Source organism: Polaromonas sp. YR568 (genome assembly GCF_943369415.1).
Classification (GTDB): Bacteria; Pseudomonadota; Gammaproteobacteria; order Burkholderiales; family Burkholderiaceae_C; genus Polaromonas.
Genome location: NZ_CALRNF020000034.1, coordinates 21,820 through 46,369 on the forward strand (window position 1 = coordinate 21,820; position 24,550 = coordinate 46,369).

The window sequence follows — 24,550 nt, forward strand, 5'->3', positions numbered from 1 at the left end:
GCTGCGGGCGGCCTGGCCGCCTGCGGCTACAGCCAGGCAGCCAGCGACTTCCTCAGGGGCGGCCAAAACAGCCAGGCCCCAAGCAGCAGGCCGTGCGATAAAACCGTCAACCAGTAGACAAACCGAAAGGACTGTTTGCTCGACTTGTGCCGCAACACCTGCTGCGCCAGCCACGCGCCGGGCCAGCCGCCTGCCAACGCCATCAGTTGCAGCGTGCTCTCGGGTGTGCGCCACTGGCCGGTTTGTGCCGCGCGTTTGTCGACCCAGTACATCCAGAATGTCAGCAGGTTGAGAACAAACGACACCGGCAACGCCCACCATGGCAGCAGCGAGCGCCACACGGCCCAAAGCATCAAGCCGGCATAGGCTGTGATGACGATCAACATGAATGCATATGGCGGTGCATCAGCGTGCCAGCGTTTGCAGCGGAATGTCTTTCTCCACGGCCAACACATCCAGCTGCTTGCGCGTCTTGCCTTTAACCCAGGCTTCAATCGCCGCATGCGTGGCTGGCGCGAACATCGCCTTCATGCCGGCGGCCTGCACACCCGCGGCGGCGCACAGGCTGGCCGCGAAGTGCGGCTCCAGCGCGGCCAGCGCGACGCGGCCGTCCTTGCAGGCGTAGAGGCGGTAGCCCGCATGGCCGCCGCCCACGGCCGCGCCTGGTTGCGTGAGGCTCCAGCTACGCGGCAGGGCCAGGTAGCCTGCGGCGGCTGAGAGGGCGACTTCCAGGTACACGCCTTTTCCCTTGGCGCGCTGGTGCAGCACCGCCTGCAGCACGGCTTCGCTGGCCATCAGCGAGCCGCCCATGTCGGCATACAGCGTGGCGGGCAGGTCCAGGCCGGTCACCAGGTCGTTTTCGGCCAGGTAGGTGAGGTCGTGGCCGGGCTCTTCGGCGCGCTCGCCCGGGCTGCCGACGATGGCGACCTGGCTTAGCTGCGGGTGTTGTTTGTGCAATGCCTTCCAGGTCAGCCCGAGCTTGACCAGGGCCGACGGCCTGAACGAGGTGAGCAGTACGTCGGTCTTTGCGAGTTCGCGGTGCAGCAGGTTTTGGCCGCGCTCGGTCTTGAGGTCGGCCATGGCGGTGCGCACGCCGTCATGCAGCGCGGCGTAGGCCGTGGGGTTGTAGAGCTTCATCGGGTCGCCCGAGGCGCCGGCCGGCGCGCCTGTTGGCGGGGGCGGCTCGAGCTTCACGCAGTTCGCACCCATTTGCCGGCAGCGCATCAGCGCGGCCGGGCCGGGCAGGTTGAGCGCCAGGCTCAGCACGCGCACGCCTTTGAGCGGCTGGATGGGTGCGGGCGAGGCGGGTGTTTTGCGGGCGGCGGGTGATTTGGAAGTGGGCATGGAGCGGTAAGAGATGCGTGAGGAGAAAGCCGGCCCGGCCGGCCGGGCGTGCAGGCAATTTACCCCAAAGCTTTGGCGGCGCCAGCGCGGGTTGTCGCTAAAGCACCAAAATTCATCCAAATAATTACTGTTTTAAAGATATTAATTATTGTTTTACAGTAATTATTCTGCGACACTGAAACCCTCTTCACAAGACAAGAGGTGCTCCCTTGAAACACATAGCAACTCCCCTGGGCCCAGCCGGGCCTGATGTGCAGGGCATCAGCAGCGTGCTGGCCTGGGCTTGCGCCTTGCTCGCGGTGGCACTGCCGCTGGCGGTGGCCTACCACCTGCTGAGCACGCCGGTGGACAGCCTGCTGCTGCGCGCGGGCCTGTCACTGCAGGCCGCCCAGGCCGCAGCCATGGACATCACGCTGGGGCAAAAATGCCTGACCGTCTTGTTGGGCGTGCTGCCGGTGTGCTGCGCGTCTTACGGCCTGGTGTGCGCGATGCGCTGCTTCTCGGGCTTTTCGCAGGCCGAATATTTCAGCCTGCGCACCGTCAAATACCTGCGCGGTTTTGCCGCCGGGATTTTTGCGTCGGTGGTCACCGGCGTGGTGGCCTCCATGCTGATCACCGTGGTGCTGACCCTGGGCGCGCCGGCCGGGCAGCGCGCGTTGTCGCTGGGCCTGGGCAGCAATGAATTGCTGACCCTGCTGTTCGCCGGCATGGTGTGGCAGATCGCCGCAGTGATGGCGCGGGCCGTGGCGCTGGCCGAAGAGAACGCGCAGTTCGTCTGACTTTTCCCTTCTTTTCGCTTTTCCGCGCGTGCCCATCGTCGTCAAACTCGATGTGATGCTGTCCGAACGCAAGGCCAGGTCCAAGGACCTGGCCGCTTACGTCGGCATCACCGAAGCCAACCTCTCCCTGCTCAAGCAGGGCAAGGTCAAGGGCGTGCGCTTTGACACGCTGATGCGCATCTGCGAATTTCTCGATTGCCAGCCCGGGGACCTGCTGGTTTCCCGGCCTGATGAAACCGCCTGAAAGGACCCCGGCATGAAACTTTTGTGGACGATGGCCGCGCTGCTGGCACTGGCCGGCTGCGCCGACTTCAATTGGCAGCGCACGGCAAAAGAGTCCGTCGAGTCGGCCTGCCGGGGCAGCAGCAACTGCCATATCGAATGTGATTCGCGCTCGGCCGCCGCCGCGAGCGAGCCGCGCTGCATGGATGCGGCACGCAGGCGTCCCTGATTATTGGTGCCGCCGCTACAGCGGCAGCCCCACATAGTTCTCCGCCAGCGAAGTCGCGGCCGCCGGTGAATGAATCAGGTAGTCGAGCTCGGCCTCCTGCAGCTTGTGGCCGAATTCGCCGCCTTCCGGGAACTGGTGCATCAGCGAGGTGAACCACCACGAAAAGCGCACGGCTTTCCAGACTCGGTGCAAACAGGTCTCCGAATAGTGGTTGATGCCCGTCTCGTCGCCCGCATAAAAACCGGCCAGCGCGCGCGCCAGGTAACGCACGTCGCTGGCCGCCAGGTTCAGGCCCTTGGCGCCCGTGGGCGGCACGATGTGGGCGGCGTCACCGGCCAGGAAAAGCCGGCCGAAGCGCATGGGCTCGGCCACAAAGCTGCGCAGCGGGGCGATGCTTTTTTCAATCGAGGGGCCGGTCACCAGGCTTTCGGCCAGCTCGGGCGCCAGGCGGCGGCGCAGCTCGTCCCAGAAGGCGTCGTCGCTCCAGCGCTCGGCCTTGTCGTCGAGCGCGCATTGAATGTAGTAACGGCTGCGCGTGTGGCTGCGCATGCTGCACAGGGCAAAGCCGCGCGCGTGGTTGCTGTACACCAGCTCGTCGGCCACGGGCGGCGTCTCCGACAGCACGCCCAGCCAGCCGAAGGGGTAGATGCGCTCAAAGGTCTTCATTGCGCCGGGCGGCACGCTGGCGCGGCTGACGCCGTGAAAGCCGTCGCAGCCGGCGATGAAGTCGCATTCGACTTCGTGCGCCTTGCCGTGCTGCACATAGCGCACCCGGGGCCGTGCGCCATCGAAGTCGTGCAGGCTGACGTTTTGGGCTTCATAAACGGTGGCCAGGCCCGCGGCGGCGCGCGCGACCATGAGGTCGCGCGTCACTTCGGTCTGGCCGTAGACCATGACGCTTTTTCCGCCGGTGAGCTGCTGCAGGTCGATGCGGTGGTGCGCGCCGCCGAAGCTCAGCGAGATGCCGCCGTGCACCAGGCCTTCGACATGCATGCGGCTGCCGACGCCGGCCTCGTCCAGCAGGTCGGTCGTGCCTTGCTCGAGCACGCCCGCGCGTATGCGGCCCAGCACATAGTCCTGGCTGCGCTGTTCAATCACGATGGCGTTGATGCCGGCCTTGTGGAGCAGCTGGCCGAGCAAATGCCCGGCGGGACCACCGCCCACGATGGCAACCTGTACACGCATGTCTTGTCCTCGATGAATCCGTTCACCTGAGGGTAGGCTGGCGGCCAAGGTGACGCCAGCAGGACCAAACGCCTTTGCACGATGTTTGGCATGTTTGTGCGATGATCGCGCAATGGTCACCTCCCGCACTGCAGTGAAACCCGGCGCCTTTGCGATCGCCAAGGCCGACATGATCGAAGGCATGGCCAAGGGCATGGCGGTGCTGGAGAGTTTTGACACGCAGCGCCAGCGCCTCAATGCCACGCTGGCGTCCGAGCGGGCGGGTATCACGCGCGCGGCGGCGCGCCGCCACCTGCTCACACTGACGCACCTGGGCTACCTTGAAACCGACGGCAGCTATTTCTGGCTTGCGCCCAAGGTGCTGCGCTTCTCGGGCAGCTACCTCGCGACAGCGCGGCTGCCGCGCGCCATCCAGCCCGCGCTGAACCGGCTGGCCGCGCAGACGCAGGAGTCGTTCTCCGTCGCGGTGCTGGACGGCGACGAGATCGTCATCATCGGCCGCAGCGGCTTTGAGTGGAAGTCTTCGGTCGACGCAAAAACCGCACAGGCGCGTGTGCTGGCTTACGGCCTGCACCTGGGCGCGCGCCTGCCGGCGCATGCCACCTCCACCGGCCGCATCCTGCTGGCCGCCAAAACAAAGAGTGAAGTCAGCGCCTGGCTCAAGGCGAAAACCGAAAGCGGCAACCTGGCGCGCCTCACGCTGCACACGGTGACCGACGCGCGCAAGCTCAAGGCCCTGATTGAGAAGGTGAGGGCGGACGACTATTGCGTGGCCAGCGAGGAGCACGAGCTGGGCGTGCATGCCCTGGCCGTGCCGCTGCGCGACATGCGGGGGCATACGGTGGCCGCGCTCAATGTGGTGTCCTCGCCGCAGCGCTTGCGGGTGGACGTGATGCAAAAGGAATTGCTGCCGCTGCTGCTCGATACGGCCAGGGAACTGCGCTCGCTGCTTTAGTTGCCTTTGGCCGCGCCTGGGTTGCAGGGTCTGTCCGGTAGCGTCTGCGGCATTGCTCTGCTACTCTTTCCCTGACTGGTATCTCGCGTCACCGGGATGCCAAGGCTGTGAGTTGAATGTCAATCGTTAGCGTTCACGCAAGTGTGCCCGGCGCGGTCGGCTTCTCTTCACGCTTTCAGTAAATGGGAAGACGGGAAATATAAAAATGAAAACCGAAACGGGTGGTGAAAACCGCCCGCCTGACCCTGGTGCTTCCACGGCGGGTAAGCCTGCGGAAGCGGGTCCGCAATCGTCAAGATTTTCATTCCTGCGCCGCTGGATTCAACCGCGCGGCTTTTCCCGCGAAGCGATGCTGTCCCTGCCGGCTTGTGTGTTCGTGTTTTTTTCCATAGGGGCCACACTCGCGGTTCACCTCGCGCTTGAAGGGGTTTTGCAGGGCGACACCGCATTGGTAATATTTACCGTACCCATCATGCTGAGCGCCTACCTTGGCGGGCTCGGCGCGGGATTGCTGGCCACGGCGCTTACTTTTCTTCTGGCCAGCTACTATCTGCTGCCACCGATTTACAGCTTCTCGGTCGATTCGAACGCCGCACGTTTGCAGCAGTTCTTTGTGGCGCTGGCCGGGGTCATCATCAGCGTGGTGACCGAAGCCTTCCATCGGGCGCACAGGCGCGCCGACATGGCCGTCGCTTACAACCGTTCGCTGATCGAGTCGAACACCGACGCCATCATCGTGACCGACATGCGGGGCCGGATGACGGATGTGAACCAGCAACTGGCGGAGCTGACCGGGCGCTCAAGGGCTTCGTTGGTGGGACAGGCGTGCAGGGATTTTTTCACCGACCCCGCCGGCGTTGACGAAGTCGTGCGGCGAGCGCTTGACAATAACAAGGTGAGCGATCATGAGCTGGCTTTAAGTGCTTTGCAGGGAGAGCCCACGGCCGTCTCTTGCAATGTGTCCGCTTTTCACAGTCATGATGGCCGCTTGCAAGGCGTATTCATTGCAGTTCGTCAGATTACCGAGCGCAAGAAGGCCGAAAAATTGTTGTTCGAAAGCGAGGCGCGCACGCTCGCGATACTCGCCGCGGCCGTTGACGCCATCATCATCATTGACGCTTCGGGCACCATCGAATCATTGAACAAGGCGGCCGAGCGGCTCTTCGGCTACACAAGCCCCGAAATGGTGGGCCAGAACGTCAAGATGCTGATGCCCGCTCCCTACAAGGCCGAGCATGATGGCTACCTGCGCAACTACACCGGCACCGGCGTCAAGAAGATTATCGGAATCGGGCGCGAGGTGGTGGGCCTGCGTAAAAACGGCGAGACCTTTCCGATGGAGCTGGCGGTGAGCGAAGTGCAGACCGGAGGGCGGCGCCTGTTTACCGGCATCGTTCGCGACATCACGCAGCGAAAGCATATAGAGCACAGCCTTCACGAGAAGAACACGGAGCTTGAACGCGCCAGCCGGATGAAGTCGGAGTTCCTGGCCACCATGTCCCATGAGCTGCGCACGCCGCTGAACGCCATCATCGGGTTTTCGGAAGCGCTCAAGGACGGCCTGATCGGGCCCATGACCGATTCACAGACGGAATACGCGGGGGACATATTCAGCAGCGGCCAGCACCTGCTCTCGCTCATCAACGACATCCTGGATCTTTCCAAGGTGGAGGCGGGCATGATGACGCTGGAACTCGAAGAGACCGACCTCAAGACCCTGTTGTCCAGCTGCCTTTCCATCGTCAAGGAAAAAGCCGGCGCCCATCGCATCAGCCTTGAGCTGGATACTTCGGAGAACCTGGGCGTGTCGTTCATGGACGTCCGCAAGACAAAACAAATCGCCTACAACCTGCTGGCAAATGCCGTCAAGTTCAGCGCTGTCGGCTCCCGCGTCACGCTGAGCGCGCGCCGGGTGCCGCGGGCCGCGGTCGGCACTGTCGACGGCGACTGGACCGTGCACGGTTTCCCGCTGGCCGACGACAGCTGCGATGCTTTTTCGGAAATCAGTGTTCGCGACGCGGGCATCGGAATTTCGGCCGCGGACATGGCCAAGCTGTTTCAGGCCTTCAGCCAGATCGACAGCAGCCTGGCGCGAAAATTCGAAGGGACGGGACTCGGGCTGGCAATGGTCAAGCAGCTGGCCGAGCTGCACGGCGGCACCGTCGCGGTGGCCAGCGCCGAAGGGGAGGGGGCTCTTTTTGTGGTGTGGCTTCCGCTGCGCATGGCCGTGGACTAGAGAGAAAACGATGGCAACCATTCTGGTCGTTGAAGACAATCCCGCCAACATGAAACTGGCCTGCGTGCTGTTGCGCAGGGTGGGCCATAACGCGCTGTGCGCCTCGGATGGAGAAAGCGGCGTCACGCTGGCGAAAGCCGAGCGGCCGGCCCTTATCCTGATGGACATCCAGTTGCCCGGCATGGATGGCCTGGCGGCGACCGCCTTGCTCAAGCTGGATCCAAGTACCGCCGACATTCCCGTTGTTGCCTTGACGGCAATGGCGATGAAGGAAGACCAGGACAAAAGCCGCCTGGCGGGCTGCGCGGCGTATATCGCCAAGCCGCTGCGTTACCTTGAGCTCTATGAAGTGATTGATACTCTTTTGGCGCAAAGCCCTGGACGCCTGCCGGGCCAGGCATTGGAGACACGCCCATGATCGACGTCGCCTCTCCCCAGTCCACCATCCTGATCGTGGATGATGATGCCCACAACCGAAAGGTGCTGGAGATTTTCCTGCGGCCGGAGGGTTACCGCACGCTGACTGCGGCAAGCGGAGAAGATGCGCTGGCGGCCGTCGAGGACGCCGCTCCGGACCTGATCCTGCTGGACATCATGATGCCGGGCATTAACGGTTACCAGGTAGCTGAAAGGCTCAAGGCCAGACCGGCCACCTCGCATATTCCCATCATCATGGTGACCGCGTTGACGGACCGCAGTGCCCGGCTTTGCGGCCTGGATGCCGGCGCGGAAGAGTTCCTCAGCAAGCCCGTCGACAAGGCAGAGCTGTGGTTGCGGGTGAGAAACCTCCTGCGGCTCAAAAGCCTGGGCGATGAACAAAAACGCGCGCAGGAAGAGATCAGAAACCTCAACACGGGTCTTGAAGAGCGTGTGAAGCACCGCACGGCCGAGCTGCAGGCCTCCAACCAGGAACTGGAGGCCTTTTCCTATTCCGTGTCGCACGACCTGCGCACACCTTTGACCACCATCAGCGGGTTCAGCACCATGCTGGGCAAGGAACTGGAGACCCGCGGTGTGACCGAGCGGGCGCGCAGTTACCTGGACAGGATTCGCGCCGGTGTGCAGCAGATGGGCACCTTGATCGATGCGATGCTGTCGCTGGCGCAGGTATCACGAACCGGGCTGCGGCGGGAGCCGGTCGACCTGAGCGCCATGGCCTCCTCGATATTCGCCCGTTTGCGCGAGCAGGCGACAGACCGTGCCGTGGAAACGGAGATCCAGCGGGATATGGTCGTGCAAGGCGATCCCGCCCTCTTGCGCCAGCTGCTGGAGAATTTGCTGGGCAATGCCTGGAAGTTCACGGGCAAGCGCGCGAAAGCCAGAATATCGTTTACCCGGGGCAAGGGCGCCGACGATGAATTCATCTACACCGTGCAGGACAACGGCGCGGGTTTCGACATGGCGCAGGTGGACAAGCTGTTCGGCGTGTTTCAGCGCCTTCATTCGACGGCTCAGTTCGAGGGCACGGGCATAGGCCTTGCCACGGTTCACCGGATCGTGGCCCGCCACAACGGCAAGGTCTGGGCCGAATCACTACAGGGAAATGGCGCCAGCTTTTGTTTTACGCTGGGGGATGCGCCGCCGCCGGGGCTTTCCCTGAGCGCTTGACTGCGCACCGGTTCATTCCGGCGGCGCCTGCCGGCTTTACTGCGGCACCAGCCCGGCCGCTTTCACGAGCTCGGCGTGAATCCGGATTTCTTCCGAAATCACCTGCGCCAGGGGTTTGGCTTCATCGACGGCCGGCTCCATGCCGATTTCGATGAGCCTGTTTTTGGCGTCGCCGCGCAGCATGGCCTTCACGGATTTGCCCAGGCTGTCGAGGATGGGCTGCGGCGTTTTGGCGGGCGCCAGCAGGGCGATCCACGCCGACAGCACCACGTTGTTCACGCCGCCTTCCTTCAGTGTCGGAATCTCCGGCGCCGAAATGGCGCGCTTCTCGCTGAGCACCCCCACCGGATGCAGCTTGCCCGACTTGATGTGCGGCAGCGCTTCCGGCAGCGGGGCGAAGGCCATGTCCACCACGCCGCCTATAAGGTCGGTGATCGCCGGCGCGCCGCCCTTGTAGGGGATGTGCAGCAGCTTGGCGCCGGTCTGGCTTTCAAACATGAGGCCGGCCAGGTGTTGCGGGCTGCCGTCGCCCGAGGAGGCATAGGTCAGCTTGCCGGGGTTGGCTTTGGCCGCCGCCAGCACGGCGGCCGGGGTGGGGTACTTCGCCTTGTCGCGCACCACCAGCACCATGGCCTGGTTGACCAGCTTGGTCACCGGCACAAAGTCGGTTTCCGGGTTGTAGGGCAGCGTCTTGAAGATGCTCTTGTTGGTGGTCAGGAAGGACGCCGGCGAGACCATGATGGTGTAGCCGTCCGGCGGCGCCTTCGCGACCGCCGGCAGGCCGATCTGGCCGGAGCCGCCCGCCCGGTTGTCCACCACAAAGGGCTGGCCCAGGTCGGCCGTCAGCTGCTGGCTGATCTGCCGCGCCACCATGTCCACGCTGCCGCCCGCGGGCAAGGCGACGATGACCTTGACCGGCCGGCTGGGGTAGGCTTCCTGCGACCAGGACAGCGTGGCGAACAGGCTGGATGCGGTGCAGAGTGCCGCGAGGAGGAATGGGCTGGCAGCGCTGATTGAGCGGGTGGAAGGCATGGCTTGCTTTCAGAGGGGAAGGGGTGCGCAACTTCAGCAAGTTGCGTACCAACCCCTCCTCAAGCCAAGGTGTTAAACGCCCAGGTATTGCGCCAGCAGCTCAGGCTTGGCATGCAGTTCGGCCGAGCTTCCTTCAAACACGACCTGGCCCTTGACCAGGATCACGTTGCGGTCGGTGATCTGGGTGACGTGCTTCCAGTTCTTGTCGACGATGACGCTGCTGATGCCGGTCTCGCGGATCAGGCCGCAGATGCGCCAGATGTCGCGCGCGATCAGCGGCGCCAGACCTTCGGTCGCTTCGTCAAGGATCAACACGTCGGGGTTGGTCATGAGCGCGCGGCCGATTGTGAGCATCTGCTGCTCGCCGCCCGAAAGCTGCTGGCCGCCGTGGCCCAGGCGTTCCTTGAGGCGCGGGAAGGTGTCGAGCACGCGCTCGTAGGTCCAGTCGCGCTGACCCCGGGTGCCGGCACGCGCCGCCATCTTGAGGTTTTCCACCACGCTGAGGTTGCCGAAGATGCCGCGGCCTTCGGGCACATAGGCGATGCCCTGGCGGGCGATTTCGTACGGCGCAGCACCCGTCATGGGCCTGCCGTTGATCGCGACCGAGCCGGAGCGCGGCTTGACCAGGCCCATGATGCTTTTGAGCAGCGTGCTTTTGCCCATGCCGTTGCGCCCCATCAGGCCTATGGTCTCGCCGCGGGCGACGTGAAAGTCGATGCCGCGCAAGATGTGGCTGGCGCCGTAGTAGGTGTTGATGTCCTGGGCGCCTATCAGGATGTCGATCTGTTTCTCGGGGGCGTTCATCAATGCTCCTCGCCTAAATACGCCGCCTGCACGCCGGCATCGGCGCGTATCTGCGCGGGCGTGCCGCTGGCGATCACCTGGCCGTTGACCATCACGGTGAGCTTGTCGGCCAGTGTGAACACCGCGTCCATGTCGTGTTCGACCAGCAGGATGCCGTGGTTTTTCTTGATGGTCAGCAGCAGCGCGACCATGCGCTCAGCCTCGGCCACGCCCATGCCGGCCAGCGGCTCGTCGAGCAGCAGCACCTGCGGCTCGGTGGCCAGCGTCATCGCGATTTCGAGCTGGCGCTGCTCCCCGTGGCTGATGGTGCCCGCGATGCTGTGCTTGCGGTTTTGCAGGCCGGCCAGTTCCAGCGCTTCTTCGGCGCGGGCGTTGACGGCCGCGAAGCTTGTGGCGCGCTTGAGCCAGTGCGCGGCATGCGGCGCGCGCGACTGCGAAGCCAGCCGCACGTTTTCCCAGACGCTGAAAGGCAAAAAGATATTCGTCTTCTGGTAGCTGCGGCCCAGGCCTTTGCCCGATATTTTTTCGGGCGTCCAGCCGGTCACGTCGTGCGCGCCCAGCGTGACGCTGCCCGAAGTCGGCAGCAGGTCGCCCGACAGCAGATTCGTCAAGGTGGACTTGCCGGCGCCGTTGGGTCCGATCACCGCGTGGATATGGTTGCGCCAGAGGTCGACCGAAACATCGTTGACGGCGGCCAAGCCACCAAAACGCTTCGTCAGGTTTTTGGCAGAAAGCAGGACTTCACTCATGGCCGGCCTCCGCCTTGTTCTTGCGCTGGGTGAATTTCTCGACCAGGCCCAGGATGCCGCGCGGCGCGAAGGTGACCAGCAGCACGATGAACAGGCCCATCCACAGCTGCCAGTGTTTGCCCAGGTTGACGCTGCCGACCTGCGGCAGGTCCTTGAAGATGTGCAGCAGGTATTCAAAGGCAAACGCGCCGACGATGGCGCCGGCGAAGTTGCCCATGCCGCCCAGGATCACCATCATGATGGCGTGCGCGCTCATGTGAAAACCCATGAGCTCGGGGTTGATGTAACCGGTCTGCGTGCCCCACAGGTAGCCGGCAAGGCCCGCCAGCGCGCCGGCCAGCGTGAAGGCCGACAGCTTGTAGCCGAAGCTGCCGAAACCCATGGCGCGCATGCGGTGCTCGTTGACGCGTATGCCGGCCAGGGTGCGGCCGAAAGGGCTCCAGAGCAGGCGGCGCAAAAAGGCATAGACCAGCAGCATCGCACCCAGCGTGAAGTAATAGAGCGTGACCTTGTTGTCCAGGTCGAACGGCACCCAGCCGAAGATGGCCGCGCTGGGCTTGAAGTTGACGTAGAGGCCGTCGGAGCCACCGAGGACCTTGTTGTCGAAGAAGACGTAGAACACCATCTGTGCAAACGCCATGGTGACCATGATGAAGTAGATTCCGTGCGTGCGCACCACAAAGAAACCGATGATCAGCGCGGCCAGGCCCGAGGCCAGCACGGCCACCGGCAGCGTCCACCACAGGCTCACGGGCGCGCCCGCAGGTGTCAGGAAGGCCAGCGCATAACCGGCCAGCCCGAAGTAGGCCGCATGGCCCAGCGACACCAGGCCGGTCACGCCCAGCAGCAGGTCCAGGCTCATGGCAAAGATCGCCATGATCATCATGCGCGTGACCATCTGGGTATAAAAATCGGTGCCGACGAAGGGAAAGGCGGCCAGCGCGACAAGGCCCAGCACCAGCGCCACCTGCACGCCGCGCGGCAGGATTTCAAGATTTGCTTTTGCCGTGCTCATTGCTTGAATAGGCCTTCAGGTTTCCACAGCAGCACGGCCGCCATCAACATATACACCAGCATGCCGGCCATCGAAGGCAGCAGCACCTTGCCGAAGGTATCGACCAGGCCGACCAGCAGCGCGGAAATCAGCGCGCCGCGCACCGACCCTATGCCGCCTATCACCACCACCACAAAACACATGATGAGCACCTGCGAGCCCATGTTGGGGTAGACGCTGGCCACGGGCGCGGCGATCATGCCGGCCACGGCGGCCAGGCCCACACCGAGCGCGAAGACCACGGCGTGGATCAGCTTGATGTTGATGCCCAGCGATTCGGCCATGTCGCGGTTGAAGGCGCCGGCGCGTATCTTCATGCCCAGGCGCGTGCGGGAGATCATCCAGTACAGGCCCAGCGCCAGCGCGATGCAGACGCCCGACATGAAGAGGCGGTAGACGGGGTAGGAGAGGTTGTCGGTGAGCGGGATCGAGGCGCTCAACAGGTCGGGGATGGTGACGCCGTGCACGTCGTCACCCCAGAGGATGGAGCGCAGCTCTTCAAAGATGTAGATCAGGCCGAAGGTCAGCAGCACCTGGTCCAGGTGGTCGCGTTTGTAGAAGTGGCGAAACAGCAGCCACTCCAGCGCCAGGCCGAAGATGACGGACAGCACCGCGCCCAGCAGGATGGCCAGCGTGAGGCTGCCCGTCAGCGTGCTCAGCGACCATGCCAGGTAGGCGCCCAGCATGTAGAAACTGCCGTGGGCCAGGTTGACCACGCCCATGATGCCGAAGATCAGCGTGAGGCCGGCGGCCAGCATGAACAGCAGCAGGCCGTACTGGACGCTGTTGAGCAGCTGGATGAGGAAGTTGGCTAAATCCATTTTTCTTTTATGACTTCTGAGACAGCGAGAGTTGAAGGCCGTGCCTGCAAGCAGGGGCCGCGGAACCGGCTTTGCCGGGCCGCAGGCGCAGCGGCCCCCTCGGGGGGCAGAGAGCTACACGAAGTGAGCGAACGTGGGGGCTCATGTATGGCGGCGAGTAAAAAGCAAGAGGCTGCCCATCAAAGTAAAGAGGCCGCCGGACACCCGGTTGAACCAGCGTACGGCGCGGCTGGATCGCAGCAGCGGTGCGATGCGCGAAACACCGAGCGCGCAGCCCGTGAGCACCGTGAACTCAAAGGCCATGAAGGTCAGGGCAAGGATGGCGAACTGCGGCACAAAAGGGGCGGCCGGGTTCAGGAACTGCGGGAAGAAGGCCGCGAAAAACAGCACGGCCTTGGGGTTGCTGGCGCCGACCAGGAAGCCGCGCAGAAAAAACGAGCGGCGCTGGGCCGGCGCTTCGCCGGCGGCAGGATCAAAGACGGCGGCTTCGCTGCGAAAGGTCTTGATGCCCAGCCAGATCAAATACGCCGCACCAATGATCTTGGCGATGGTGAAGGCGGTTTCGGACGCCGCCAGCAAGGCGCCCAGGCCCATGGCCGACAGCAGCATCACGCACAGCACCGCGGCCACGCTTCCGGCGACGGAGGTCATGGCCTTGCGCGGGCCGTGGTTGAGCGCATTCGTCATGCACATCAACATGGTCGGGCCCGGTGTGAGGATCAGCAGCGCGACCGCAGCGACGTAGAGGAGGTAGGTGGTAAGCGTCATAGGCGTGAAGATAGCATTGGCAAAGGCCGGTCAGCATGGTCCGTGCCAGCTATTCAAAAAATAGGACGAGGCGGCCAACCTGAAGCTCCCTGCCAGCAGGGGCTGCGGGACTGGCTTTGCCAGACCGCAGGCGCAGCGGCCCCCTTGCGTCATGAGAGGGGCAGGGAGACGCCGCAGGTTACACGCAGTGAGCGACCGTGGGGGCCACGTTCAGCCCATCTTGCAGCCGGCGCCGGAGTCGGCCAAGGCTTTCGCTGCAACGCCGATCACCTTGTTTTCCTTGTTCTCGACCACGCGCAGGTACATGTCCTGCACCGGGTTGTGCGAGGGGCTCATGGTCCACTTGCCGCGCGGGCTGTCGATGACGGCGCTTTCCATGGCCTTGTACAGGGCCGGCTTGCTGCTCAGGTCGCCCTTGACGGCATTGGCGCCCTGGATCAGCAGCAGGCCGGTGTCGTAGCCCTGCACCGCGTAGACGTCGGGCTGCAGCCTGAAGGTCTTGGCGTAGCTCAGTCGGAACTGGCCGTTGCGCTGCGTCGGCAGCGAGTCGCTGTAGTGCATGGTCGTGATGATGCCGTTGGCCGCGGGGCCGGCCGCGTCGAGCACGCCTTCGGTCAGGAAGCCGGAGCCGTAGAGCGGAATCTTGTCTTTCAGGCCCGCGGCGGCGTAGTCCTTGATGAACTTCGCGGCGCCGCCGCCGGCGAAGAAGCAGGCCACGGCGTCAGGCTTGAGCGCGGCGATTTCGGTCAGCAGGGCCTGGAACTCGACCTGCGGGAAGGGCAGGCCCAGTTCCTTGACGATGGTGCCGCCGGCCGCGGTATAGCTTTCCTTGAAGCCTTCAAACGCCTCGTCGCCCGCGGCGTATTTCCAGGTGATCCAGACGGCCTTCTTGTGGCCGCGGTCCACCATGGCCTTGCCCAGGGCGCGGGTCGGCTGCGAGTTGCTGAAGGAGGTGCGGAACACATTGGGCGCGCACAGGCTGCGCGTGGCGGCATGCACGCCGGCGTTGGGGATCAGGCTCAGCACGCCGGAGTCGCGAGCGACTTTCTGGATACCCATCTGAACGCCGGAGTGCACCGTGCCGACCAGCACGTCGACCTTGTCGCGCTGCACCAGCTTGTTGGCGTTTTCAATGCCCTTGGACGGCTCGGACTCGTCGTCCACCTTGAAGTATTCGATTTCGCGGCCGCCCAGCTTGCCGCCTTGTTCGTTGATGGCCATGCGAAAGCCGTTTTCAATGGCCACGCCGAGCTGCGCGAATGTTCCGGTATAGGGCAGCATGAAGCCCACACGCACCTTGGCGGACTGCGCACGCACGATTTCGGGCAGCAATAGGCCGGTGGAGGCGGCACCGATCACGGCAGCGCTACGGGTCAATACAAGTCGGCGTGAAGTCATGGAATAGCTCCTGGTTGAGGCTGAAAACAGTTAGACGAATAGTAAGCGTGCGTGGCGCCGGGAACCCTAGTGTAAAACCCGAGATTGAGGATTAAATTGTTGACGTCTAAAGCAATTGCTGTGCCCGCTTTGGGCTTGCTGGCGGGTTTTTGGCGGTGAATTTTTGCCGCGCGGCGCGCATTTGGGGTGCTGGTCAACGCGGCTGGCGCAGCTTGAAGCGCTGGATCTTGCCGGTCGCCGTTTTGGGCAGTTCGTTGACGAACTCGATCCAGCGCGGATATTTGTAAGGCGCAACCTGCTGCTTCACATGGGCCTTGAGCTCGTCCATGGTGGCGCTCTGGCCGGCCTTGAACACCACGTAGGCCTTGGGCTTGATGAGCTCGTCGGCATCGGCCAGGCCTATCACCGCCACTTCAAGCACGGCGGCATGCGTCATCAGGCAGGCCTCTACTTCGAAAGGCGAGACGTAGATGCCGCCGACCTTGAGCATGTCGTCGCTGCGCCCGCCGTAGGTATAAAAGCCGTCGGCGTCGCGCGTGTACTTGTCGCCGCTCTTGGTCCATTCGCCGGCGAAGGTGGCCTTGGTCTTGGCGCGGTTGTTCCAGTACATGATGGCGGCGCTGGGGCCGCTGATCTGCAACTCGCCGATCTCGCCGTCGGCGCACTCGCGGCCGTCGTCGCCGATGATGCGCAGCGCATAACCCGGCACCGCCTGGCCGGTGGTGCCATAGCGTACCTGGCCTGGGCGATTGGACAAAAAGATGTGCAGCATCTCGGTGGAGCCAATGCCGTCCAGGATTTCGCAGCCGTAGTGCGCCGTCCACTTCTTGCCGATCTCGGCGGGCAGGGCTTCGCCGGCGCTGGTGCAGACGCGCAGGCGCAGTTCTGACTTCGCCGGCCTGGCCGGGTCGGCCAGCAGGGCGGCGTACAGCGTGGGCACGCCGTAAAAAATCGTGGGCTGGTATTTCTTCAGCAGGGCGAAAACCTCGGCCGGCGCCGGGCGCGCGGGCAGCAGCACAGTGGTGGCGCCCACGCTCATGGGAAAGGTCAGCGCATTGCCCAGGCCGTAGGCAAAAAACAGCTTGGCGGCCGAATAGACCACGTCGGACTCGCGTATGCCCAGCACGCCGCGGCCGTAGAGTTCGGCCGTCTGGACCAGGTGGCTGTGCAGGTGCACCGTGCCCTTGGGCGCGCCGGTGGAGCCGCTGGAATACAGCCAGAAGCAGGCGTCGTCGGCGCAGGTCGCCGCGACGGTGGGCGTGGCCGGGGAGGCGCGCAGCAGGGCCGCCAGGGTGGTGTGCGTTGCGGAGTCGTCCACACCGGCGACGATCACCGACTTGAGCGTGTCGACCTTGCCCAGCAGCGGCTCAAAGGCCGGCAGCAGGGCGTTTGAAACGACCAGGCCCTGGGCGCGCGAATCGCGCAGCATGAATTCGAAGTCCTGCGTGGTCAGCAAGGTGTTGGCCGCCACGGGCACCACGCCCGCGAGGATGCAGCCGAGGAAGGCGACCGGCCACTGCGGCGTGTCCAGCACGGCCAGCAGCACGCGGCTTTCGGGGGTGAAGCCCTGGGCGCGCAGGGCGTTGGCAAAGCGATGGGATTGCTCGGCGAGTTCGCCGTAGGTCAGCTGCTCGCCACTCAGCGCGTCCATGAACGCCACCTTGCCGACGCGGGATGCGTTGCGCCGCAGCAGGTCGTGCGCGGCGTTGTAATCGCGCGGGATGGTCACCAGGGGCGGGCTGGCCGAATGGTCGGCGCTGCTTGCTTGCATGCTTGTCTCCAGATTGCTGTTATTTTGGTAGCTGCTTGCGCACGCTCATCAAGCGCTACAGGGAACGGTATCTTCTAACTTCTAACTCTTCAGGCGGTGGCGGAGTTCGCTCCCAGCGTTTGCAAGGCATTGGTGAGCCACTGGCGGCACCACTCGGTGCCTTCCGTTTCCGGCATGGTGCCGCTGCTCGCGTCATGGCACCAGACTTCGCCGATGCGCTGTGCGCCCAGGTCCTGCAGGCGTTCGTCAAATTTTTTGCCGCCGAAGCAGAAGGTCTGCATGTAAGTGCGGTCGCCCAGCGCGATGACGCCATAGCGCACATGGCCGAGGAATTGGGGGTTGGCGCCCAGCGATTCGTAGAGGGCGCGGGCATTGTCGGGCACGTCGCCCGAGCCGTAAGTGGAACTGCAGATGAGATAAAGTGCATCTTCTGCTTTGGCGGCGTCGAAAACGCTGATGTCCAGGTTGTCCATCAGCTCGATTTCAATATCGCTCACCAGGTCGGCGCAGTCCATCTGGATTGCTTGCGCCACATAGTCGGCGGTGCTGGTCATGGTGCCTACGAGGATTCTGAGTTTCATATGTGTTCCGATCATCCTGAGCGTGTCGAAGCGCGGATAAAGATGCAATAAACTGCTTGACATCGATTTAACCTGAAGTATACTGCAATTTATCGAAAGCGCAACCGCCAAACCCCGCTTCACCGGACTTTTTTGACACAGGTGCTTCTTGGAAATCATGTCTGAACAGGAATCGAAAGCCACGCTCAGCGAACTGGGCGCCCGCGTCCGCGCCTGGCGTGCCCGCCGCGGCATGACGCGCAAACAGCTGGCTTCCGATTCAGGCCTGAGCGAGCGTTTCCTGGCCGACGTCGAAAGCGGCAAGGGCAATGTCTCGATCAACTCCCTGGAAGCCGCGGCTCGCGCGCTGAACATCTCCATTCTTGAACTGCTGCAGGACGCCCCGCGCCCGGCGCTGGCGCGCGTGCAGGGTTTGCTCGCGCGGCTGGACGACACCCAGCTGGACCAGGCCTACGGCATGCTGGGCAGCACCTTCGGCCTCGATGACTCCAAGGGCCGTGAGCGGCGCATTGCGCTGATAGGTCTGCGCGGCGCCGGCAAGTCGACCTTGGGCAGCCAGCTGGCAGCCGAGCGCGGCGTGCCTTTTATCGAGCTGGACCGCGAGATCGAACGCGAAGCGGGCACCAGCATGAATGAAATTTTGCTGCTGCACGGGCAGGCCGGCTACCGGCGCTACGAGCGGCGCGCGCTGTTCCGCATTGCCGAGGACCACCCGGCCGGCGTGGTCATGACCACGGGCGGCAGCATCGTCAGTGAGCGCGAGACCTTCGACCTGCTGCAAAGCCGCTTTTACTGCGTGTGGCTCAAGGCCAGCCCGGAAGAGCACATGGCCCGCGTGGTGGCCCAGGGCGACATGCGGCCTTTTGACGCGACGCGCGGCGCCACCAGCGAAGCCATGGAAGACCTGCGCCGCATCCTCTCCAGCCGCGAGGCGCTGTATGCCCGCGCCGACGCCGTGGTCGATACCGCCGCGCGCACACTGAAACAAAGCCTGAAAGACCTGGAACGCGCCGTTCCCAAAACAACCGTCCGCGAACAAGCCGAACGGACCTAACCGGAGACACCCCATGAACGCCATGACAGAGCCGCTTTTATTCAAACAGGTCATCGAGGGCCAGGAGCGCGAGCTCGTGAGTTTCTCCACCCACCCCAGCAAATACCAGCACTGGACGCTGCGCGTGGAGGGCGACATTGCGCGCCTGAAACTGGACATCAATGAAGACGGCGGCATCAAGCCCGGCTACAAGCTCAAGCTCAACAGCTACGACCTGGGCGTGGACATCGAGCTGCACGACGCGATCAACCGCGTGCGCTTCGAGCACCCGGCCGTCAAGGTGGTGGTGTTCGAGTCGGGCAAGGAAAAGATCTGGTGCTCGGGCGCCAACATCTACATGCTGGGCCTCTCCACCCATGGCTGGAAGGTCAACTTCTGCAAATTCACCAATGAAACCCGCAACGGCCTGGAAGACTCTTCGCGCCATGACGGCCTGAAGGCGATTGCCTCGGTGACGGGCGCCTGCGCCGGCGGTGGTTATGAACTGGCCCTGGCCTGCGACCGCATCATCATGGTGGACGACCGCTCGTCCACCGTCAGCCTGCCCGAAGTGCCTTTGCTGGGCGTGCTGCCCGGCACAGGCGGCCTGACCCGCGTGACCGACAAGCGCAAGGTGCGCCGCGACCTCGCCGACATCTTCTGCACCACATCCGAAGGCGTGCGCGCCGACCGCGCCAAGGACTGGAAACTGATCGACGCCCATGCCAAGCCGCAGCAGTTCGGCGACCTGCTGGCCACCGAAATTGAGGCGCTGCGTGCCAAGTCCACACGGGCCGCAGGCAGCAAAGGGATTGAACTGACGCCGCTCAAGGCGCTGATCGACGACGCCGGCTACCACTACAGCCTGGTCGACGCGCAGGTGGACCGCGAAAAGCGCATCGCCACGATCACCATCAAGGCCCCGGCGGCAGCCATTGAGTCCACGCCCGAAGCGATTGAAGCGGCCGGCGCCAACTGGTACCCGCTCAAGCTGCAGCGTGAACTCGACGACGCCATCCTGAACCTGCGCACCAACGAACTGGAAACCGGCACCTGGGTCATCAAGACCACGGGCGATGCCGGCCAGGTGATCCGCATGGACCAGGTGCTGGCCAAGCTCAAGGACCACTGGCTGGTGAAAGAAACCACGGGCGCGCTGCGCCGTACGCTGGCCCGGCTGGACGTCACCAGCCGTTCGCTGATTGCGCTGGTCGATGCGGGCTCCTGCTTTGCCGGCACCTTCTACGAACTGGCCCTGGCCTGCGACCGCATCTACATGCTCGATTTGCCCGATGCGCCCGACAGCGCCCCGGCGCTGCAACTGAGCCAAGCCAACTTCGGCTGGTTCCCCGCCGTCAACGGCTTGACGCGGCTGCAGACGCGTTTCTGCGAAGACGAAACCACGATTTCCCAGTTGCAAAAACTCGGCGACAGCCCGCTGCGCGCCGACCAGGCGCTCGCGCTGGGCCTGGTCACCTTGACGCCCGACGACATCGACTGGGAAGACGAAATCCGCATCATGCTCGAAGAGCGCGCCTCGCTCTCGCCCGACGCCATGACCGGCATGGAAGCCTCGCTGCGCTTCCCGGGCAAGGAGACCATGGAAACACGCATCTTCGGCCGCCTGTCGGCCTGGCAGAACTGGATTTTCATTCGCCCGAATGCGGTGGGTGAGGACGGTGCGCTCAAGCTCTTCGGCACAGGCAAAAAAGCAAAATTCGACTGGAAACGCATCTGATTTTTCTTCCTCCCTCTCCCCCGGGAGAGGGCAGGGGTGAGGGTTCCCCGTATCCGCTTCCAGCGCCGCCGGCCCTCACCCTGACCTTCTCCCAGGGGGAGAGGGAACAAGACACCAAGTTACCTGAATTTTCAAGGACCTGATCATGAGCACCATAGACCTCCAAGCCCTCATCCCCAACAACGTCCACCTGGGCGAAAACCGCCAGCTTCAGCGCGCGCTGGAGCACTGGCAGCCGGCCTTCCTGAACTGGTGGGACGAGATGGGCCCCAGCGACTTCAAGGCCAAGGAAGTCTATTTGCGCACCGCCGTGGGCGTGGATGCTTCGGGCTGGGCCAGCTACGGCTACACGCCCATGCCGGACTACCGCTGGGGCATCTTCCTGGCCGACAAGGAGGAGGGCCGCAAGATCGGCTTTGGCGACCACATGGGTGAAGAGGTCTGGCAGGAGGTGCCCGGCGAATACCGCTCCACCTTCCGCCGCCTGATCGTCACGCAGGGCGACACCGAGCCCGCTTCCGTCGAGCAGCAGCGCCTGCTGGGCCACACCGCGCCTTCGCTGTACGACCTGCGCAACCTGTTCCAGGTCAACGTCGAGGAAGGCCGGCATCTCTGGGCCATGGTCTACCTGCTGCATGCTCACTTCGGCCGCGACGGCCGCGAGGAGGCCGAAGAACTGCTGATGCGCCACAGCGGCGATGCCGACAAGCCGCGCATCCTGGGCACCTTCAACGAGCCGATGGACAACTGGCTGTCCTTCTTCATGTTTACCTATTTCACCGACCGCGACGGCAAGTTCCAGCTCAAGTCGTTTGCGGAATCGGCCTTCGACCCGCTGGCCCGCACCACGCGCTTCATGCTGACCGAAGAGGCCCACCACATGTTCGTGGGTGAAACCGGCGTGGGCCGCGTCATCAAGCGCACGCTGGAAGTCATGAAGGAACTGGACACCGACGACGTCGCCACCTTGCGCAAGGCCGGCGTGATCGACCTGCCCACCGTCCAGAAATTCATGAACTTCTGGTTCACTTCCTCGCTGGACCTGTTCGGCTCGGAAGCCTCGTCGAATGCCGCCAACTACTTCAGCAACGGCATCAAGGGCCGGCCGGATGAAGCCAAGTTCGCCGACCATGTGGAACGCGAAACCGAGATGAGCATCGTGGTGCCGAACGGGCAGGGCGGCGTGAAGAACGAGACGATTTCGACCCGCAACGGCATGAATGAAATCACCCGCCTTGAATACGTCAAGGACTGCAACGTCGGCGTGACACGCTGGAACATGGGCATCAAGCGTGCCGGTGTGGATTTTGAACTGACTTTGCCGTCGACGCGTTTTCGCCGCGCGGTCGGCGCCTGGGCCGGCAACTTCACCGACCCGCTGGGCAACCCGATTACCGCCGCCGAGTTCGAGGCCAAAAAAGACCAGTGGCTGCCTACGCCGGCCGACACGGCTTTTGTCAAAAGCCTGATGAACAAGGTCACCGAGCCCGGCAAGATGGCTGCGTGGATTGCACCGCCTGATCGCGGGATCAACGCCAACCCGCTGGAGTATGAGTACGTGAAACTGTAACTATGTCGCCCCCACGGTCGCTCACTGCGTGTAGCTTCCTGCCCCGAGGGGGCCGCTGCGCCTGCGGCCCGGCAAAGCCGGTTCCGCGGCCCCGGCTTGGTTTGACCTGACCGCTGCACCAGCACCTAGGCAATATTGGCGCCGCGTTCCTTGAGCAGGTCCCGCAGCAGCGAGCGGTGGCAGCGCGCCTCGTTCTCACAATAGCAGCCCATTGCGAAGTTGGCGCTGTGCGACAGCGCGGCGAGCAGGTCGAGGTTGCGGCTGGCGTCCGGCTCGGCCATCTCAGCCCGGTACTTTTTGCTGAAAGCGGCCCAATCCCTGTCCGATTCCACCGCCTGGCCCAGCTTCATGGTCTCGACGCTGGGCGCAAGGTTGGGGTACCACACGTCATACCAGTCCTGCGAGGCGAACTCGCTTTTCGGCACGCCGCGCGGCGGCCTGCGCACCGTGCCTATGCGCAAGCCTTCACCGGCACTGCGGGCCGTGCCCAGTCTGATGATTTTTATGGCCATGGCGGTCTCCTTTTTTACGAGTGGTTCGCGAGCCCTGTTTGGGAGCGACTCAGGGCGCGGCGGGCACGGTTGCGGCGCCGGGCTCCAGAGGTTCGACACGCGACATCTCCTGCATCTGGCGCGCGATTTCATCTTCGGCCATCGGGGCCTGCGTGGAAGCTACAGGAGCGGGCGCATCCAGCCAGTGCACCGTGGCTGGAAAGGCGAACACCACCACCGTGAGCGCCACCTGCACCAGCAGCATGGGCCACAGCGCGCCCAGCAGGCGCCGGCCCGGGATGGCCGGCAGGCCCGAGCGGGACCGGGCCATCAGCACGGCGTAGCCCATGGGCGGAATCAGGAAACTCAGCTGCAGCACCAGCAGCAGCAACACCGCGGCCTGCTGGGCGTCGCCCAGGCGCGCGATCAGCGCCGGCGCGACGATGGGCACGATGACAAAAATCATCTCAAACGCATCCAGCACCCAGGCGCACAGCGCCACCAGCAGCAATACCAGCGCCGCCGTGACGCCCGGCGGCAGGGTGGAGCCCAGCAGCAGGCCGTTGAGCCAGCGGTCGGTGCCGAAGATGCGGAACACCAGGCTGAAGGTGGTGGCGCCCACCAGCAGCGCAAACAGGGCGCCGCTGAGCTTGAGCGTATCGGCCAGCACTGCCTGCCAGCCGGCGATGGAGAGCGATCGGCCCACGAGGGCCGAGGCCACCAGCAGCATTGCGCCGGTGGCCGCCGCCTCCACCGCGTAGAGTTTTCCGGTAAAAACGCCGGCCAGCAGCAGCACAATGGTGGCGCCCGCGATCAGGGCGACGGCCGCCTGCGTGCGGCTGAGAGGCGTCTGAGGCGGTTTTTCCTGAAATTTTCGCGCCTGGCGCCAGGCCACCAGGGCCCATAGCGCCAGCACGCACAGCGCGGGCAGCAGCGCGGCATGCATCACGTCCTGGGTATTGATGATGCGCTGGCCGGCCTGCAGATAGCCCGGCAACCGGCTGGCTTCCAGGTGCGCCAGCATCATGGCGTCGCCCAGCAGCAGCAGGACCAGCGAAGGCGGCACCACCACGCCTATGGTGGCGGCCACGCTGATGATGGAGAGGGCCCGCGCGGTGTCCAGGTGCGCCATGCGCGGCGCCACCAGGCGCGAGAGCAGGGCCGAACTGGAAGCGACCGAGCCGTTCATGGGCGCGATCAGGGCGCCCACGCCCAGGGCCGAGAGGGCGTGCGCGCCGGCCAGCGGGCGAAACAGCCGCAGCAGGGCGGAAAACAGGGCGTCGGCCACGGTCAGGCGCTGCAGCAGCACGCCCATGAAAACATATAGTGGCATGGCCTGCAGCAAATCGTTTTCGAGCAGGCCCAGCGTGCGCACCGGCAAGGCTTGCAGAATCTGGAGGTCGAACGCGCCCGCGGCCAGGCCCAGTGCCGCGAACAGGCTGGAGACGCCGATCAGCAGGGCCCAGACCGGCAGGCCGGTGGCCAGAATCACCACGCCCAGCGCCAGCAGCATCCATAAGCCCGCGAGCGGGCCGGTCAGGCTCATGGCGAGCCCGGCGCACGGCCGTGCGGCAGCAACTCGAGCAGGCCCTCCACCAGCACCAGCACGAGCATCAGCGCCATGGCGATCTTGATCACAAAGTAACCGGGGCTGAGCGTTTCGCCGAATCGCTCGAAAGAAGACACGGAGGCCGCCACCAGCGGCCAGCCGGCCCAGAGCATGAACAGCGCCCAGGGCGCAACGCAGGCCAGCAACGCCCAGGCATGCCAGCGCGGGCGGGGCGCGCCCGAGGGGTGCGGCTGCAAGGATGCCAGGTGGGCATGGCTTCGGGAGGCCGCGGTCACGGCCACCGCGACATACAGGGCGAACAGCAGCTGCGCCGCATCGTTGGCCTGGCGCGAGTAGGCTTGTACGAGTTCGCGCAACGGCCACTGGGCCAGCAGCAATGCCGCCAGCGGCAGCACCAGCAGGCCGAACACCGCGGTCATGCGTGTCAGGCCTTTGTCCGCCGAGGACGCGGCCTTGGCGGCGGCCGAAAGTCTCATGTGCGCACAGTGCTGCTGTGCCGGGCCTTCCCCTCAGGCCGGTGCGGTTCAGGCTGGACAGCAAGGCGAAGTTTCATGGTGCGGGCCCGTGAATGGAAAAAATGAGGGGGAGTGCGGCAAAGTGTAGCTGGTTCGG

At 64.3% G+C, this 24,550-nt stretch carries 25 protein-coding genes and 1 pseudogene; 10 read left to right on the forward strand and 16 right to left on the reverse strand.

Translation table 11 applies throughout. The features are described from left to right. Positions 1–26: 26 nt before the first annotated feature. Entirely contained in the window at positions 27–386 is a 360-nt protein-coding gene (locus ACLV74_RS19670) for a DUF1294 domain-containing protein (RefSeq protein ID WP_411881108.1), read from the reverse strand. A gap of 19 nt (positions 387–405) precedes the next feature. Further along, the gene (locus ACLV74_RS19675; RefSeq protein ID WP_411881109.1) at positions 406–1,344 is read right to left on the reverse strand and encodes a CoA transferase; all 939 of its coding nucleotides are present in this window, start codon (positions 1,342–1,344) and stop codon (positions 406–408) included. Positions 1,345–1,553: 209 nt separating this feature from the next. Between ACLV74_RS19675 and ACLV74_RS19680 the strand changes: the two genes are divergently transcribed. The 3 genes from ACLV74_RS19680 to ACLV74_RS19690 are packed head-to-tail and all read left to right on the forward strand — an operon-like array spanning position 1,554 to position 2,574. Next, positions 1,554–2,123: a DUF2975 domain-containing protein gene (locus ACLV74_RS19680; protein ID WP_411881110.1), complete on the forward strand. Its 570-nt coding sequence runs from the start codon at positions 1,554–1,556 to the stop codon at positions 2,121–2,123. Between the two features lie 28 nt (positions 2,124–2,151). Beyond that, positions 2,152–2,367: a helix-turn-helix domain-containing protein gene (locus ACLV74_RS19685; protein ID WP_411881111.1), complete on the forward strand. Its 216-nt coding sequence runs from the start codon at positions 2,152–2,154 to the stop codon at positions 2,365–2,367. A gap of 12 nt (positions 2,368–2,379) precedes the next feature. After that, complete coding sequence (locus ACLV74_RS19690; RefSeq protein ID WP_411881112.1) at positions 2,380–2,574, forward strand: hypothetical protein; 195 nt, start codon at positions 2,380–2,382, stop codon at positions 2,572–2,574. A 15-nt stretch (positions 2,575–2,589) separates the two neighbouring features. On the opposite strand, the gene pobA is transcribed toward ACLV74_RS19690, so the two are convergent. After that, a complete protein-coding gene (gene pobA / locus ACLV74_RS19695; RefSeq protein WP_411881113.1) occupies positions 2,590–3,759 on the reverse strand; it encodes a 4-hydroxybenzoate 3-monooxygenase in 1,170 nt (389 codons plus the stop codon). 112 nt (positions 3,760–3,871) lie between these two features. Here pobA and ACLV74_RS19700 point away from each other — a divergent pair, with 112 nt between their 5' ends. From ACLV74_RS19700 to ACLV74_RS19715, 4 genes are all read left to right on the forward strand, one after another. Further along, positions 3,872–4,714 carry an IclR family transcriptional regulator C-terminal domain-containing protein gene (locus tag ACLV74_RS19700; protein ID WP_411881114.1) on the forward strand — a complete coding sequence of 281 codons (843 nt, stop codon included), beginning with the start codon at positions 3,872–3,874 and terminating at the stop codon, positions 4,712–4,714. 205 nt (positions 4,715–4,919) lie between these two features. Continuing rightward, positions 4,920–6,950, forward strand: coding sequence for a PAS domain S-box protein (locus ACLV74_RS19705; RefSeq protein WP_411881115.1), 2,031 nt, complete (start codon positions 4,920–4,922; stop codon positions 6,948–6,950). A 10-nt stretch (positions 6,951–6,960) separates the two neighbouring features. Then, positions 6,961–7,368: a response regulator gene (locus ACLV74_RS19710; RefSeq protein ID WP_411881116.1), complete on the forward strand. Its 408-nt coding sequence runs from the start codon at positions 6,961–6,963 to the stop codon at positions 7,366–7,368. Continuing rightward, positions 7,365–8,558: a sensor histidine kinase gene (locus tag ACLV74_RS19715; RefSeq protein WP_411881117.1), complete on the forward strand. Its 1,194-nt coding sequence runs from the start codon at positions 7,365–7,367 to the stop codon at positions 8,556–8,558. The genes ACLV74_RS19710 and ACLV74_RS19715 overlap by 4 nt, the downstream gene beginning before the upstream one ends. Before the next feature lie 36 nt (positions 8,559–8,594). Here ACLV74_RS19715 and ACLV74_RS19720 read toward each other — a convergent pair whose 3' ends face one another. From ACLV74_RS19720 to ACLV74_RS19765, 10 genes and pseudogenes are all read right to left on the reverse strand, one after another. Further along, positions 8,595–9,590: a Bug family tripartite tricarboxylate transporter substrate binding protein gene (locus ACLV74_RS19720; protein WP_411881118.1), complete on the reverse strand. Its 996-nt coding sequence runs from the start codon at positions 9,588–9,590 to the stop codon at positions 8,595–8,597. 72 nt (positions 9,591–9,662) lie between these two features. Beyond that, positions 9,663–10,394 carry an ABC transporter ATP-binding protein gene (locus ACLV74_RS19725; protein ID WP_411881119.1) on the reverse strand — a complete coding sequence of 244 codons (732 nt, stop codon included), beginning with the start codon at positions 10,392–10,394 and terminating at the stop codon, positions 9,663–9,665. Then, positions 10,394–10,609, reverse strand: coding sequence for a hypothetical protein (locus ACLV74_RS19730; protein ID WP_411881158.1), 216 nt, complete (start codon positions 10,607–10,609; stop codon positions 10,394–10,396). Before ACLV74_RS19730 ends, ACLV74_RS19725 begins: the two co-directional genes overlap by 1 nt. A 15-nt stretch (positions 10,610–10,624) precedes the next feature. Beyond that, positions 10,625–11,143, reverse strand: a pseudogene (locus ACLV74_RS19735) (ABC transporter ATP-binding protein); the annotation flags it as partial. Further along, a complete protein-coding gene (locus tag ACLV74_RS19740; RefSeq protein WP_411881120.1) occupies positions 11,136–12,158 on the reverse strand; it encodes a branched-chain amino acid ABC transporter permease in 1,023 nt (340 codons plus the stop codon). The pseudogene ACLV74_RS19735 and the gene ACLV74_RS19740, both read right to left, overlap by 8 nt. Continuing rightward, on the reverse strand, positions 12,155–13,018 hold the full coding sequence (locus ACLV74_RS19745; RefSeq protein ID WP_411881121.1) for a branched-chain amino acid ABC transporter permease: 864 nt from the start codon (positions 13,016–13,018) through the stop codon (positions 12,155–12,157). The genes ACLV74_RS19740 and ACLV74_RS19745 overlap by 4 nt, the downstream gene beginning before the upstream one ends. A gap of 141 nt (positions 13,019–13,159) precedes the next feature. Continuing rightward, on the reverse strand, positions 13,160–13,786 hold the full coding sequence (locus ACLV74_RS19750; RefSeq protein WP_411881122.1) for a LysE family translocator: 627 nt from the start codon (positions 13,784–13,786) through the stop codon (positions 13,160–13,162). Between the two features lie 210 nt (positions 13,787–13,996). Beyond that, positions 13,997–15,184 (reverse strand): ABC transporter substrate-binding protein, encoded by a 1,188-nt coding sequence (locus tag ACLV74_RS19755; protein ID WP_411881123.1) that lies wholly within the window; start codon positions 15,182–15,184, stop codon positions 13,997–13,999. 193 nt (positions 15,185–15,377) lie between these two features. Next, entirely contained in the window at positions 15,378–16,955 is a 1,578-nt protein-coding gene (locus tag ACLV74_RS19760; RefSeq protein WP_411881124.1) for a benzoate-CoA ligase family protein, read from the reverse strand. Positions 16,956–17,044: 89 nt separating this feature from the next. After that, on the reverse strand, positions 17,045–17,536 hold the full coding sequence (locus ACLV74_RS19765; RefSeq protein ID WP_411881125.1) for a flavodoxin domain-containing protein: 492 nt from the start codon (positions 17,534–17,536) through the stop codon (positions 17,045–17,047). Between the two features lie 157 nt (positions 17,537–17,693). Here ACLV74_RS19765 and ACLV74_RS19770 point away from each other — a divergent pair, with 157 nt between their 5' ends. The 3 genes from ACLV74_RS19770 (at position 17,694) to boxB (ending at position 21,877) form a co-directional block, all read left to right on the forward strand. Continuing rightward, positions 17,694–18,590, forward strand: a complete 897-nt coding sequence (locus ACLV74_RS19770) for a helix-turn-helix transcriptional regulator (protein ID WP_411881126.1) — start codon at positions 17,694–17,696, stop codon at positions 18,588–18,590. 13 nt (positions 18,591–18,603) lie between these two features. Beyond that, entirely contained in the window at positions 18,604–20,307 is a 1,704-nt protein-coding gene (gene boxC / locus ACLV74_RS19775; protein WP_411881127.1) for a 2,3-epoxybenzoyl-CoA dihydrolase, read from the forward strand. Positions 20,308–20,452: 145 nt separating this feature from the next. Next, positions 20,453–21,877 (forward strand): benzoyl-CoA 2,3-epoxidase subunit BoxB, encoded by a 1,425-nt coding sequence (boxB, locus tag ACLV74_RS19780; RefSeq protein ID WP_411881128.1) that lies wholly within the window; start codon positions 20,453–20,455, stop codon positions 21,875–21,877. Between the two features lie 125 nt (positions 21,878–22,002). Here boxB and ACLV74_RS19785 read toward each other — a convergent pair whose 3' ends face one another. From ACLV74_RS19785 to ACLV74_RS19795, 3 genes are read right to left on the reverse strand one after another with little or no spacing between them, the layout of a single operon-like run. After that, the gene (locus ACLV74_RS19785) at positions 22,003–22,389 is read right to left on the reverse strand and encodes a DUF488 domain-containing protein (protein ID WP_411881129.1); all 387 of its coding nucleotides are present in this window, start codon (positions 22,387–22,389) and stop codon (positions 22,003–22,005) included. Between the two features lie 49 nt (positions 22,390–22,438). Continuing rightward, entirely contained in the window at positions 22,439–23,914 is a 1,476-nt protein-coding gene (locus ACLV74_RS19790; RefSeq protein WP_411881130.1) for a TRAP transporter large permease subunit, read from the reverse strand. Further along, positions 23,911–24,414, reverse strand: a complete 504-nt coding sequence (locus ACLV74_RS19795; protein ID WP_411881131.1) for a C4-dicarboxylate ABC transporter substrate-binding protein — start codon at positions 24,412–24,414, stop codon at positions 23,911–23,913. The genes ACLV74_RS19790 and ACLV74_RS19795 overlap by 4 nt, the downstream gene beginning before the upstream one ends. Positions 24,415–24,550 lie beyond the last annotated feature (136 nt).